General features: G+C 46.5%; 10 protein-coding genes. 5 read left to right on the top strand and 5 right to left on the bottom strand.

Features of this window, described 5'->3' with window-relative positions; genetic code table 11:
* Nucleotides 1-45: 45 nt before the first annotated feature.
* Both B2M23_RS14125 and B2M23_RS14120 read right to left on the bottom strand, forming a co-directional pair.
* Nucleotides 46-843: a Cof-type HAD-IIB family hydrolase gene (locus tag B2M23_RS14125; RefSeq protein WP_038350661.1), complete on the bottom strand. Its 798-nt coding sequence runs from the start codon at nucleotides 841-843 to the stop codon at nucleotides 46-48.
* A gap of 4 nt (nucleotides 844-847) precedes the next feature.
* Nucleotides 848-1,339, bottom strand: a complete 492-nt coding sequence (locus B2M23_RS14120; RefSeq protein ID WP_013381352.1) for a COG2426 family protein — start codon at nucleotides 1,337-1,339, stop codon at nucleotides 848-850.
* 223 nt (nucleotides 1,340-1,562) lie between these two features.
* On the opposite strand from B2M23_RS14120, the gene B2M23_RS14115 reads away from it, so the two are divergent.
* The 5 genes from B2M23_RS14115 to B2M23_RS14095 all read left to right on the top strand — a co-directional run bounded on the left by B2M23_RS14115 (nucleotide 1,563) and on the right by B2M23_RS14095 (nucleotide 7,348).
* Entirely contained in the window at nucleotides 1,563-2,273 is a 711-nt protein-coding gene (locus B2M23_RS14115) for a tRNA lysidine(34) synthetase (RefSeq protein WP_013381353.1), read from the top strand.
* Nucleotides 2,274-2,325: 52 nt separating this feature from the next.
* On the top strand, nucleotides 2,326-3,012 hold the full coding sequence (locus tag B2M23_RS14110) for a response regulator (protein WP_013381354.1): 687 nt from the start codon (nucleotides 2,326-2,328) through the stop codon (nucleotides 3,010-3,012).
* Nucleotides 3,012-4,814 (top strand): ATP-binding protein, encoded by a 1,803-nt coding sequence (locus tag B2M23_RS14105; RefSeq protein WP_013381355.1) that lies wholly within the window; start codon nucleotides 3,012-3,014, stop codon nucleotides 4,812-4,814. The genes B2M23_RS14110 and B2M23_RS14105 overlap by 1 nt, the downstream gene beginning before the upstream one ends.
* Nucleotides 4,801-5,949 carry a hypothetical protein gene (locus B2M23_RS14100; protein ID WP_038350662.1) on the top strand — a complete coding sequence of 383 codons (1,149 nt, stop codon included), beginning with the start codon at nucleotides 4,801-4,803 and terminating at the stop codon, nucleotides 5,947-5,949. Before B2M23_RS14105 ends, B2M23_RS14100 begins: the two co-directional genes overlap by 14 nt.
* Before the next feature lie 136 nt (nucleotides 5,950-6,085).
* Nucleotides 6,086-7,348 carry an HlyC/CorC family transporter gene (locus B2M23_RS14095; RefSeq protein WP_013381357.1) on the top strand — a complete coding sequence of 421 codons (1,263 nt, stop codon included), beginning with the start codon at nucleotides 6,086-6,088 and terminating at the stop codon, nucleotides 7,346-7,348.
* 60 nt (nucleotides 7,349-7,408) lie between these two features.
* Here B2M23_RS14095 and pyk read toward each other — a convergent pair whose 3' ends face one another.
* From pyk to B2M23_RS14080, 3 genes are read right to left on the bottom strand one after another with little or no spacing between them, the layout of a single operon-like run.
* Complete coding sequence (gene pyk / locus B2M23_RS14090; RefSeq protein WP_013381358.1) at nucleotides 7,409-9,151, bottom strand: pyruvate kinase; 1,743 nt, start codon at nucleotides 9,149-9,151, stop codon at nucleotides 7,409-7,411.
* A gap of 51 nt (nucleotides 9,152-9,202) precedes the next feature.
* A complete protein-coding gene (gene pfkA / locus B2M23_RS14085; protein ID WP_013381359.1) occupies nucleotides 9,203-10,159 on the bottom strand; it encodes a 6-phosphofructokinase in 957 nt (318 codons plus the stop codon).
* Complete coding sequence (locus tag B2M23_RS14080; protein ID WP_038350663.1) at nucleotides 10,156-13,674, bottom strand: DNA polymerase III subunit alpha; 3,519 nt, start codon at nucleotides 13,672-13,674, stop codon at nucleotides 10,156-10,158. Before B2M23_RS14080 ends, pfkA begins: the two co-directional genes overlap by 4 nt.
* Between the last annotated feature and the right edge of the window lie 44 nt (nucleotides 13,675-13,718).

Raw genomic sequence — 13,718 nt, 5'->3', positions numbered from 1 at the left:
AATGTTTTTTTATTAGCCATCGCATTTCGCCCCGCCCCTCTCTTATTACAATACATACTTTTCCAAAAGCCAGGCCACACCGTCCTCGTCATTGGTTTTCTCACCAACGGCGTCTGCATGCTTCTTAACACTGTCCATGGCGTTTTTGACTGCCATCCCGAGTCCGGCGCCTTTGATCATCGGAATATCATTTTCGCTGTCCCCGATACAGGCCATCTCATCAGCCCCAATGCCGTAAAGTTCGGCCAGCTCCGTAAGGGCCGCGAATTTGTTCAGGCTCTCCATGGTGATTTCCATGAGATTGCGCCCCGCATGAAAGGTAATGGTTCCGTCGCAGCGGATCGACTGGATACGCGCAAGCTCTTCTTCAGACTGATAGGAAAACACAAATTTAAGGGCATCCTCTACTGCCGAAAGATCCTCCAGCCGTTCAATATACGGCCGGCGCACACCGGGCACCTTTCCATAAACACGGCACAGAGGCTGGTCTGGTATATCAAAAAACATATTGCGGCTCGTGGCCACAAAGCAGGGCACCCCAAGCTCCCGGGTCTGGCTTAAAACGCTGAGATACCGGTCTTTGTCAATGGTACCCATCACCTTTAAAATTTTATCCTCGCTAAAAATTGTCCCACCGCCGTCGCCGACGTGGTATTCTTTTTCAAGCCCCAGCCCAATATTCTTAATGAACACCAGCTGAGATTCATTGAACCGTCCGCTTGCTGTAACCACCCGGATTCCTCTGTCCATACACGCCTTTAGTGCCTCCCGGTTTTTATGGGAAATCTGCTTGTCTGTTGTCAAAAGGGTGTCGTCGAGATCAAGGGCAATCAAACGAACCATATCATCATCCCCCAACGGCCATAAGGCCAAGGGCACACAATGCTGTTACAATCACACCTGCGATGGCTGAGCCCAGAATAACTGACAGCATGCCGCGCTTAAAGTCCATCTCAATGAGCGACGCGGCAAGACAGCCTGTCCAGACGCCAGTACCCGGCAGAGGAATGGCCACGAAAATCATCAATCCCCAAAATTTGTATTGTGTGATTTTCTGTGACTTTTTCATCCCTCTTGTATGCAGCCAGTTGGCGAAAGGGCCGAAAATCTTGGTACCGCGCATCCATTTTAAGACCGCCGGTAAAAACAGCAGTATAAAAGGCGCCGGAATAATGCTTCCAAGCCAGGATAACAGAAAAACCTGTAAATAAGGCATATGCAGCACCAGGGTTCCCCATGGAATCGCACCTCTGAGTTCAACAATCGGGATGGCTGAAATAATGAAAACCTCCAGCCAGTCAGGTAAAAAAGCAAAAAAATTAATAATCGCCTGGGACATTCGTTTCTCCTTTGTTTTTAATCATCTTTATCAAAACTTAAGCATTTCCAATATCGGAATATGCAATTTAAAATTATAACATTAATTTCTATCCGAAACAACTATAAAGGCGACTGACAAGCTTTCCAAAAGTTTTATTTTCAGCTAAAAACCTGATGCAAAATTTGTTTTTTCCTTTGTATAATGGTAAAATACCAGTAGTTTGTTATATAAAGGAGACATCATGAAAAAGATCCTCGGACCTTTGCGAAGAGCAGTTGAAAAATACGAAATGATACGCCCGGGCGACCGCATTGCAGTAGGCCTGTCTGGTGGTAAAGACAGCACTGCGCTGCTGGTCGCCATGAAGCGCTTTCAATATTTCTCACCCGTTCCCTTTGAACTGGAGGGCATTACCCTGGATATGGGCTTTGGCGGAATGGACTTTGAACCCTTGGTTCAGCTCTGCGCTGAGCTGGACATTCCCTACACCATCAAAAAAACACAGATTGGCCCCATTGTTTTTGAGGCCCGGCAGGAAAAGAATCCCTGCGCACTCTGCGCCAGAATGAAGCGCGGCGCACTGCACGACCTGGCCATTGAGCGGGGCTGCCGCAAAATTGCCCTCGGCCACCATGCCGATGACGCCATCGAGACCTTTTTCCTGAGTCTTTTTTATGAGGGCCGCATCAATACCTTTTCACCGGTAACCTATCTTGACCGGAAAGATATCACCCTGATCCGTCCCTTAATCTTTGTTAAGGAAAAGGATATTATCTATAATCCTGAGATCAAAGAGCTGCCCGTCATTAAAAGCACCTGCCCCGCCGACGGCCATACCAAACGTGAGGACATGAAGGATATGATGAAAGAGCTCCGAAAGACCATTCCAGAGTTGGATGACCGCATCCTGAAAGCCATCCAGAACAAAGAACAGTTCCACCTGTGGTTCTGATCACTTTTACGACACATTATATTACATGATATTTATATAGAAGGAGAACAGCATGAACGAAAAAATTTTAGTTGTCGATGACGAAGCCGCCATCGTAGATTTAATCAAAATGGAGTTAGACTTTGAGGGCTATCAGGTAGAGACCGCCTATGATGGCCAGGAGGCCATCGAAAAGGCCCAGAGCTTTGAGCCGGACCTCATTGTCCTGGACATCATGCTGCCCAAGGTCAATGGCTACGATGTCTGCAAAACCCTGACGCCGATGATGGATGTTCCCATCATTCTTTTAACTGCTAAAACCGATATTATCGACAAGGTTCTCGGCCTTGAGCTGGGCGCTGATGATTACCTGACCAAGCCCTTTGACAACCGCGAGCTGCTGGCGCGTATCAAGGCCCATCTCCGCCGCGCTACCAAGGCCCCAGCCGCCAAAAAGACCGATGCCGTTATCAAGAATGGACCTCTCAGCATCATGCCGGATGAACGGACCGTTTTGCTTGACGGCAAGGAAGTACACCTAACGCCAAAGGAATTCGACCTTTTGTATCTGCTGGCCTCCAATCTCGAGCAGGTCTTTCCACGGGATACCCTGCTTGAAAAAATCTGGGGCTACGATTATTACGGCGATACCCGGACCGTCGACATGCACGTCCAGCGTATCCGCCGCAAGATTGATACGCAGCCCAATAAATTTATCCAAACCGTTTTTGGGATCGGATATAAAATGAGGAAAATCTAATGCAAATGACTTACCGGGGGCGAATGATTGTTTACAACATCGCCCTTTTTATCGCTACCTTTATCATTGTTATTTTCTGCGTGATCCAGGGGGTTACCTACTACTATATCAACCAGGCTAAGGATAAGCTCGGGGTGATGAGTCAGGACGCCGTGCTCTACATCGGACAGGAGCTAAAGGCCAGTTCCTCCGAGGCGGCCAATGAGACCCGCTATATTGACAACAGCCTGGCCTTCAGCAAAAGTATTGCCCAGCTCGAAAACAGCCGTGTTATTCTTTTCGACGCTGCCGGCAGCGCCATCGCGGACTCTGTCTCAATCCCCGATAATCAATTCCTGAGTAATGAGATTGAGCTTTCCCGTCAAAAGGACAGCCCGGTTATGACCTTAAAAAATATCGACAACGCCAGTGTTCTTTATTATGTGTCGCCAATTGAGATCGACAATAATTTTCTTGGCTACGTCGGTTTTATTTATTCACTGGACAATATGGACTCCTTCCTCAGTCTGTGCACGCTTTTGTTTGTCATCGGCGGGATTCTCGGCCTGACTATTCTGGTTGTGGTCACCTTATCCTTTTCGAAGCATTTTGTCCAGCCCATCAAGGACCTGACCCGCATCTCAAGCGAAATTAACAAGGGTAACTACAATGTCATGGTTCACTACAGCCGGGATGATGAGATTGGGGATCTTACCCAGGTTTTTAACAAAATGTCCCAGAATGTCAACAATGTGATCCTTCAGCTGGAATCTGAGCGTAAACGCCTCGCCAGTGTTCTGGCTTCACTCGACGATGGGCTGCTGGCCATTGATAAAAAGGGCAACATCATCACGTCCAATTCCTATATCAAAACCTACTTTAACATATCCAACCCCAAAACAATCTACGACTTCCAGTACCAGTCCTTCCTTCGGGATATGTTTGATGACCTTAAAAACGGCAAGGACCACATATCAGAGGAAATTGACTGTAACGGCCGTAACCTGCTCATTATCGGCAGCCCTATCCGGGAGGCCGGCTATGAAGAAAACTACATGATCATTATCCGTAATGTCACCGCCACCAAGCAGTTTCAGAACGAACAGAAAAAATTTATCAGCTCTGTTTCCCATGAGCTGCGGACGCCGCTGACAACCATTATCGGCTATACGGATATGCTCACCCGGAGACAGGTTGTGGACCCTGAAATTCTAAACCGTTCACTATCGACCATCAACCGCGAGGGCCATCGACTGCTGCGTCTTGTGGATGATCTGCTGAATGTGAACCAATTCGATAAAATCGAATTTGATGTTAAGAAAGCAAACCTGGACCTGCATGCCCTGCTCATCGATGTGGTTGACCAAATGCAGATTAAATCCAGTCAAAATGATATTGAGATCAATTATAAATCGGATGAAAACCTGCCGGAAATACTCGGCGACTATGATCGGCTCCAACAGCTCTTCATCAATGTCTTACACAACGCCATCAAATACTCCGACAAAGGGGATATTATCGACGTGGTCTCTACGCGCGAAGACGGCAATATTGTTGTCTCAATCCGCGATTACGGTGTTGGTATCTCCGACGTGGAAAAGGACCGCATTTTCAATGCCTTCTACCGTGTCGATGAGGACCGCGCCCGGAGTGAGGGCGAGGGTGGAGCCGGACTTGGTCTCTACCTTGTAAAACAGATCGTAGAGAAACACAATGGTACCATCCGTGTTGACAGCCAGGTCGGCGAAGGTACCAACGTGATTGTAACCTTGCCTGTCATTGAAAAAGCGCTCGCCGGAGGTGAAAAAAATGAAAAAGAATAAATGGATCGCGCTGCTTTTATTTCTCACGCTTCCCTTTTTCCTCGGTGGCTGCAGAAGCTTCCTGGTACCTCAGGATAAACCGCTGGCCCTCAACAACACACTGCTTCAGCAAAAAAACCCCCAGAGTAAAATGGAGATTCTTTCCTTTGAAAACATCGGAACAGGAACGGTTCAGGATATTTCCTACGACGGGAGCACCCTCCTGTTACTCAATACAACCGAGGCGCCGCCCATCACCTATAACATCAATTTGCTTAAGGTGAGTGAGAACGAGAACCAGCTGACCAGTTTTGTCAATTCTGAAAAGCACCAGCTTTCCGCCAAATTTGATGAATACGCCAAAGGCGTCTTCTATGTGGAAAAGGGGATGGACACAGGAAATGAAAAATCCTCTAACCAGCTTATCTGGACCTCCATTGACAAAAGTGTTACAAAGACGATTTCCTCACCTGAGGAAAATGTCAACTCGAATATCTGTATTGTGGATGACAGCAGCGTTATTTACAGCAACTCCAATAATCAGATCGTCATGGCAACCTCAGAGGGTGACCGCCGCATTTACCACACGGTCCGCAGCATTCCCGTCCATGATATCCAGTATTATCCTAAAAATAATGCGGTGATCTTCACCGGCACAGACCCGACCGATGATCAAAAAACAAACCTGTATCTGTCTGAGATAAAAGACGGAAGTGATGAGCTCAGCTCCACTCTGATTGATGAAAATGTTATAAATTTTGATATTAACCGCCAGAATGGCAGCATTATCTATACGCAGAACTATGGCGACTCCAACCGGATCATGAGCTACAGCATCAGCAAAGGCGCTCAGCCCTCCGTTGTCAGTGAGGGGAATTTCACTTCGGCAGCGTATACGCCCAACGGGGAGAAAATTCTGTACACACAGTTTTCCAGCATCAATACCAAGACTTCCCAGTCCATCTGGATCATGGATGCAAACGGAAAAAACAAGCTGCAGATATCCGCCCCGCTCACCCTGACCTCGGCAATTATTGCACACCCCTATAAGTCCACAATCTATTTCTCTATTGAGAAAAAAAGAGAAACAGCCACCAGCGACACCAAGGGACAGCCCATTTCACAGATTTACAAAATCGACTATAACATCAACTAATCCTAACGCCCGGATATCAGCAAGGTACCCGGGCATTTTCTTTATAAATATCTGTGCACGTTTTTAACAAAAGAACGGCTGACTATGCTATAATAGGATATAATAACGAATACATTTCAGGAGGAAAATTTATTTTATGGACAGTAGCAGTCTAATAATGATGTTTGTGCTCGCACTGCTTATTTTAATGTCGGCCTATTTTTCGGCCACCGAAACAGCCTTTTCGACTTTTAACAAAATCCGCATGAAAAACATGGCAGCTGAAGGCAATAAGAAAGCAGCTCTGGTACTGAATATCAGCAAAGACTACGACAAAATGCTCTCAACCATTCTCATTGGCAACAATATTGTGAACATTACCTCAGCTTCGCTGGCAACTGTTCTTTTCACCAGACATTTTGGTGATCTGGGCGTCACCATCTCCACTGTGGTCATGACCATTCTTGTCTTGATTTTTGGAGAAATTTCCCCCAAGAGTATGGCTAAGGAGAGCCCTGAAAAGTTTTCTATTTTTTCAGCGCCGATTTTAAATTTTTTTATTTATCTTCTGACGCCCCTGACCTTTGTCTTTTCCCAATGGAAAAGACTGCTGTCAAAATTTTTCAAATCTTCTGACGGCCCCAGCATTACCGATGAGGAATTAAAAACCATTGTGGATGAAGCTCAAAACGAAGGGGTTTTGGACGAACATGAGAGCGAGCTGATCCGTTCCGCCATTGAATTTGATGACCTCAGCGCCGGGGATATTGCCATTCCCAGAGTCGATATCACTGCCATTGACCTCGAAACACCTCTGGATGAAATAGAACAGCTTTTTTCAACCACCGGTTACTCCAGACTCCCGGTCTATATTAAAAGTATTGATAATATTGTCGGTATGATCCACGAGAAGGATTTCCATTCACTGATCAACCACGGTATCACTTCCATTCAGGGAATTGTGGCCGATGTGGTATATGCCAGCGAAAACATGAAAATCTCAACCCTGCTGCGCCTGCTTCAAAAATCCAAAACCCATATGGCCATTGTCGCGGATGAGTTCGGCGGCACCTTTGGGCTTGTCACCCTTGAAGATATCCTGGAAGAGCTTGTGGGCGACATCTGGGATGAACACGACCAGATTGTGGAGGTTTTCAAACCACTGGATGAGCATACCACCCTGGTTTCCTGCCATGCCAATCTTATTGATATGTTTGAATATTTCAATATTCAGTTTCAAAATAAGGATCTTGACTCTAATACGGTAAACGGCTGGGTCGTTGACTTGCTTGGCCATATACCAAAGGTCGGCGATACCTTCACCTATGAAAATCTCGCTGTTACCATCACAAAAGCCAGCCTGAAGTGTGTTCTTGAAATCAAGATTGTCCGGCTGGAAGAAACCGAAACCGATTCTTAAATTTGATCCATTAAAAAAGAGCCTGCAAAATGCACGCTCTTTTTTATTTCACTTTTCAACTTAAACCATGCGAACCTTACCCTGATAAACCATCCCACGCTTTGGATCAACAGAGATCAGCTTACCATGTCCAATGATTTCAAGGGCTTTTTCGACACCGACGATTACCGGGATATTATAGTGTAATCCGGCGATGGCGCCTTCAGAACTCAGGCCGCCTTCTTCGGTAATAATGGCCGCTGCCTTATCCAGAATCCATGAAATATCCGGTGATAAGGATTTGACAACCAGAATATCCCCTTCCTTGAATTCGGAAGCGTTATCTTCATTAATCAATTTTGCATAGCCTGTTACAGGCTTATCGCCGATACCAATGCCACTCATAATTGCATTGCCCACAGTATGGACTTTTATCATATTGGTGTTGCCCTGTACACCAAGCGGCACACCAGCAGCTACAACAGCCAGATCACCAATCTTGACAACGCCCAGCTCTACAGCTGCCTGTACAGAATCGTGCACCATGGAATCTGTATCTCTGAGCTCTGTCATATACATGCAGTAAACGCCCCAGGAAAGGGTTAAACGGCGGACAGTGGATACTTTATCACTGACGGCTAAAATAGTGCATTCTGGGCGGTATTTAGACAGCATACGCGGTGTATGTCCAGAAGAAGTCGCCGCAATAATAGCTGTTGCGTCCAGGTTCGCCGCAATCTGAACAGCTGCTTCACTTACCGCATTGGTTATGGTCAGTTCACCGTGTTCTGGTTTTTGACGATTGATGTATTCTTCAGAGCGTTCAGTTTTTTCCACAATATTTGCCATGGTTTCAACAGCCTGTACCGGATAAGCGCCCGCTGCGGTTTCACCGGAAAGCATTACTGCATCTGTACCATCAAACACTGCGTTGGCAACATCTCCGACTTCGGCTCTTGTTGGTCTCGGGTTGCGGATCATGGAATCCAGCATCTGTGTGGCTGTGATAACCGGCTTACCCAGAAGATTACATTTTTTAATAATGCTTTTCTGTACCAGTGGCACTTCCTCGGCCGGGATTTCGACACCAAGATCCCCTCTGGCCACCATAATACCATCCGAAACAGCTAAGATGCGGTCAATTTTTTCAACGCCTTCGCGGTTTTCAATTTTAGAAATAATCTGGATATTTCCACCGCCGTTATTTTCGAGAACCTTACGGATCGCGATAACATCCTGTGGCTTGCGCACAAAGGACGCTGCCACAAAATCGACTTTCTGCTTGATCCCAAAGATTAAATCACTTTCATCCTTTGGAGTCAGACCTGGGAGATTGATTTCGACATTTGGAATATTGACGCTCTTTTTAGAGCCCAGTACGCCGCCATTGTCGATGCTGCAATAAATTTCTGTTCCGTCAATACGGTCAACATTCAGTTCGATCAGTCCGTCGTCAATCAAAATTTTGTTTCCTACAGACAGGTCATCAGGCAGCCCTTCATAGCTGACACTGACGCGGTCTGCATCTCCCTCGATCTGTTCTGAGGTCAGCACAATCTTTTTACCGGTTTCAAGGGTAACCTTTCCTTCTTTTAAATCCCCGGTACGGATTTCAGGGCCTTTAGTGTCCAGCATCAGCGCAACTGGAATATTCAGCTCCTTACGTACTTCCTTAATTCTCTGGATTCTTCCCGCATGCTCTTCGTGGCTTCCGTGGGAAAAGTTCAAACGCGCTACATTCAGCCCGCCCTGGATCATCTTGGTTAAAATCTCTTTTGAATCGGATGCAGGCCCAAGGGTGCACACCATTTTTGTTTTCTTCATACTGTTATAACCTCACTTTATATTATTATTTATGTCAAACTTCTTGAATCGTTAAATGGACAGAATCTTCGCAATTTTATACATATCTTTACGGAAAGCTTTTGGTGTTTCCAGCGCCTCCTCAAGGGGAACCATAATGTACTCGCCCTTGCGCTGCACCACAACATTTCCGGTATTATCGTTAACGATGGCTTCTACTGCTTTATATCCCATAAAGCTCGCAAGATTACGGTCAAAATGAGATGGTGATCCACCTCTTTGGATATACCCTAAATTGGTGCCTTTAGTTGTAACCTGTGTCAATTCCTCGATTTTTTTACAGTAATCACGGTAGCTTCCGCAGCCTTCAGCCAGCATGACAATGCTGTGGAGCTTCCCACGATCCTTGCCTGCCAGCAGCCGGTCACAGATTCCTTCAAGGTTCGTTTCAATTTCAGGGATGATCAATGCCTCCGCGCCGACTGAGAAGCCCGCATACAGGGCAATATCCCCGCAGGTACGTCCCATGACCTGCACCACATTGATCCGGTTGTGGGAAAAGGTGGTGTCGCGGATTTTTCCAATGGCTTCAATGGCTGTGGTCACAGCGGTGTCAAAGCCGATGGTAAAATCACTGGCGCCAAAGTCATTGTCGATGGTGCCGGGAATTCCCACAACGCTCACACCCAGCTTTTTCAGTGCCAGCGCGCCGCTCAGGCTCCCGTCCCCGCCGATGATAATCAGATGCTCAATGCCATACTCTCTCAGAACCTCTGCTGCGCGTTTCTGTCCTGCCTCTGTCGGGAAAAACTCACTTCTGGAGGTTCTTAAAATGGTACCACCCTTTTGCAGAATATCTGCGACTGAATAGACGTTTAATGGGCTGATATCTTTATCCAGCAGTCCTGCATAACCGCGATTGATGCCGTAAACATCAATTTTATGATAAATGGCTGTCCGGACAACTGCCCGGATCGCCGCGTTCATTCCTGGTGCGTCACCACCACTCGTTAAAATACCAATCTTCATTTGAGTACCTCCACTTTATTCTGCCCTAGAATTGCTTCCAGGTTATTTATTAATTCATCACAGACGCTTACCCACAGGTTTTTATCTGCGCCAAATTTTTTATGTTCCTTTTCAAAATGCAGCTCCACCGGTACCGGACCCGGTGTTTTCATTAAAACGGATTTAATCTCTTTTAGCAAGGGCTTTTGTGTAAAATCTGTAAAATGAATGACCAGCTTCTCCTTCTTTTCAGCCGGCGCATACGCTGTTCTTTCCTCTTTCACCTGCGGAATATCCGTTTTAAGGCTGAGAGGATAGACCTGCTCACAGATTACAGAAACATTCATTTCTTCATTATAATTTATCTTACCTCTCACAATCACCGCGTGGTCCACGGTCAGAAGAGGACGGTATTTTTCCAATGTATTGGGGAATACAACCACCTCCAGGCGGCCGTATAAATCCTCCAGTGTCATGAAAGCCATCAGCTTGCCATTGCGGGTGATCTGGTTTTTGACATCATCAATGAGTCCGCCAATGATTACCGCGCCGCCGTCCCTGATCCCAGAATCCCTCAGGTCCTCGTAGCTGTCAAGCATACTGCTGTTAAGGTTTGTCTTTTCTTTTAAGGTATTCTCATATTTTTCAAGGGGATGCCCCGTAACATACAGGCCGAGCACCTCTTTCTCCAGCGCCAGCCGCTGTTCCTTGGTAAAGGGTGCGACATCGGGTAAAAAGTCCTCCTTCAGGCTGCTGTTTCCGCCAAAATCCAGCAAGGATATCTGGCCGGCAAGGCGGTCACGCTTCTCACGCTGCACCTGATCCACCATCCGCTCTGCACCAAGTAAAAGCTGGGCGCGGGTACTTCCGGTATAGTCAAAGGCGCCGCTTTTGATCAGGCCTTCCACCATGCGTTTATTCAAAGCCTTTAAATCGACTTTCTCACAGAAATCCCGAAAGCCTTTGAAAGCGCCATCGGTCTCTCTGGCATTTACAATGGACACAATGGCATTTTTCCCAAGTCCCTTAATGGCCCCTAAGCCAAAACAGATCTTATTGTTTTTTACAGAAAACTTGTCATAGCTGACATTCACATCCGGCGGCAGCACCTTGATGTCATTTTTACGGCAGTCCTCAATATATTTAGATACCTTTTTTTCATCGTCCATCACAGAGGACATTAACGCCGCCATAAATTCTGTCGGATAATAGCATTTGAGCCAGGCAGTCTGGTAGGCGATAACCGCGTATGCAGCGGCATGTGATTTGTTAAAGGCGTATTTGGCAAAATCCTTCATTTCCGCGTATATCTGTTCTGCCACATTTTCCGGCACGCCCCGGCGTACCGCGCCGTCAATGACGGTCTCGCCGTTTTCATCCACCTCGCCGTGGATAAAAACTTCACCTTCCTGATTCATGACATCAATTTTCTTTTTCGACATGGCACGGCGGACCAGGTCACTTCTGCCCATGGTAAAGCCTGCCACATCCCTGAATATCTGCATAACCTGTTCCTGGTAAACCATACATCCATAAGTAACATCCAGAATTGGTTCCAAAATCGGATGAAGATAGGTAATGGCTTCCGGACTTTTTTTATTCTCAATATATCTGGGGATCTGATCCATCGGACCAGGGCGGTAAAGCGAGATTCCGGCAATGATGTCCTCGAAATGCTCTGGCTGCAGATCTCTCATAAAAGCGATCATCCCTTTGCTCTCAAGCTGAAATACCCCAAGGGTGTCTCCCTTGGACAGCATCTTATAAACCTTGGGGTCTTCGAGATCAATGTTGTCTAAATTGATGTTCATCCCCTGGCTGTGTTTTATATTTTCAAGGGCGTCCCGTATAACCGTCAAGGTTCTCAAACCCAGGAAATCCATCTTTATAAGCCCGAGGTCTTCCAAGAGTCCCATGGGAAACTGGGTGGTAATCATGTCTCCGTTCCTGTAAAGCGGAACATACTCCATCAGCGGCTTATCTGAAATAACCACACCAGCCGCATGGGTGGAGGCATGACGTGCCAGACCCTCCATGGATTCGGCCATATCCAGAAGCTTGGAAACCTCCGGATCGTTTTCCTTCATCTTCCGAAGCTCGCTGTTTTCTTCCAGAGCCCTTTCAATCGTAATATTCTGCCCTGGGTGCATCGGAATTTCTTTGGCTACCTTATCCACCGCATTGTAGGGCATATTCAAAGCTCTTCCCACATCACGCACTGCACCTCTTGCCGCCATGGTACCAAAGGTAATAATCTGCGCCACATGGTCTGCGCCATATTTTCTGATCACGTAATCAATGACTTCCTGTCTTCGTTCATAGCAGAAATCACAATCGATATCGGGCATCGTGATTCGTTCAGGGTTTAAAAACCGCTCAAACAGCAGGTTGTATTTGAGGGGATCCAGTGTCGTGATATCCAGCCCATAGGCCACAAGGCTTCCCGCGGCGGACCCACGGCCTGGTCCGACCATGATGTCATGATCCTTGGCGTATTTAATAAAATCCCAGACAACCAGGAAATAATTGTCAAAGCCCATGGAATGGATCACATCCAGCTCATAGTCCATGCGTTCCTTTATTTCTGGCGTAATCTCCTGATACCGGGCCTTAAGTCCTGCTTCACAAAGCTTTCTCAGGTAACCACCCGCAGAGGGTTCTCCCTCTGGAAGTTCAAACTCAGGCAAATGGGCGCTTTCAAGGTCAAAACTCACGTTGCAGCGCTCGGCAATTTTGTTGGTATTCTCAATGGCCTCCGGCACATCAATGAATAACCGGGACATTTCATCTGGGGATTTCAGATAAAATTCATTATTTGGAAACCGCATCCGCTCCTCATCGTCCACAGAAGCCGCTGTCTGAATACACAGCAATATATCGTGGGCTTCGGCATCCGCTTTCCGGACATAATGGACATCATTGGTCGCTACCAGAGGAATGTCATATTTTTTAGAAAAGTCAATGAGCACCTCATTGACCTGCGCTTCCTTCTGCATACGGTGATCCTGTATTTCAAGGAAAAAATTTCCCTTTCCAAAAATATCCTGATACATCTGACAGATTTCATTTGCTTTCTGCAGCTGTCCTTCAATGATCAGTCTTGGAATTTCCCCGCCAATGCAGGCCGACAGACAAATAATGCCTTCATGGTGCTTTCTTAAATATTCATGGTCAACCCTGGGTTTATAGTAAAATCCATCAATAAAGCCTTCAGATACGACTTTCATCAGATTTTTATAGCCATCGTTGTTTTCGGCCAGCAGCACCAGATGATATGGATTGGTGTCAATATTACCTTCCTTTTGGTCAAGACGGCGGGGAGAAACATAAACCTCGCAGCCGATAAGCGGCTTGATGCCTTCCTCCAGGCATGCTTTGTAAAAATCGACCGCGCCAAAAAGCACCCCGTGGTCTGTAAGCGCGAGACTTTTCATTTCCAAATCCTTTGCTTCTTTCACGAGCTGCTTAATTCTTCCAAAACCATCTAAAAGGCTAAATTCACTGTGGACATGTAAATGTGTAAATTCAGATTCGATCTGTATTCCCTCCTTTCTTTGTTATTTTCCAATAATTTCTCATA

The sequence above is a fragment of the Eubacterium limosum genome (assembly GCF_000807675.2).
Classification (GTDB): Bacteria; Bacillota; Clostridia; order Eubacteriales; family Eubacteriaceae; genus Eubacterium; species Eubacterium limosum.
Note: the sequence above shows the minus strand (reverse complement) of the source record. Positions and strands in the feature narration are given on the sequence as shown.

Coding starts and splice junctions, on each gene's coding strand:
- B2M23_RS14125 (WP_038350661.1), bottom strand. CDS start 843: ATGGTTCGTTTGATTGCCCTTGATCTCGACGACACCCTTTTGACAACA.
- B2M23_RS14120 (WP_013381352.1), bottom strand. CDS start 1,339: ATGTCCCAGGCGATTATTAATTTTTTTGCTTTTTTACCTGACTGGCTG.
- B2M23_RS14115 (WP_013381353.1), top strand. CDS start 1,563: ATGAAAAAGATCCTCGGACCTTTGCGAAGAGCAGTTGAAAAATACGAA.
- B2M23_RS14110 (WP_013381354.1), top strand. CDS start 2,326: ATGAACGAAAAAATTTTAGTTGTCGATGACGAAGCCGCCATCGTAGAT.
- B2M23_RS14105 (WP_013381355.1), top strand. CDS start 3,012: ATGCAAATGACTTACCGGGGGCGAATGATTGTTTACAACATCGCCCTT.
- B2M23_RS14100 (WP_038350662.1), top strand. CDS start 4,801: ATGAAAAAGAATAAATGGATCGCGCTGCTTTTATTTCTCACGCTTCCC.
- B2M23_RS14095 (WP_013381357.1), top strand. CDS start 6,086: ATGGACAGTAGCAGTCTAATAATGATGTTTGTGCTCGCACTGCTTATT.
- pyk (WP_013381358.1), bottom strand. CDS start 9,151: ATGAAGAAAACAAAAATGGTGTGCACCCTTGGGCCTGCATCCGATTCA.
- pfkA (WP_013381359.1), bottom strand. CDS start 10,159: ATGAAGATTGGTATTTTAACGAGTGGTGGTGACGCACCAGGAATGAAC.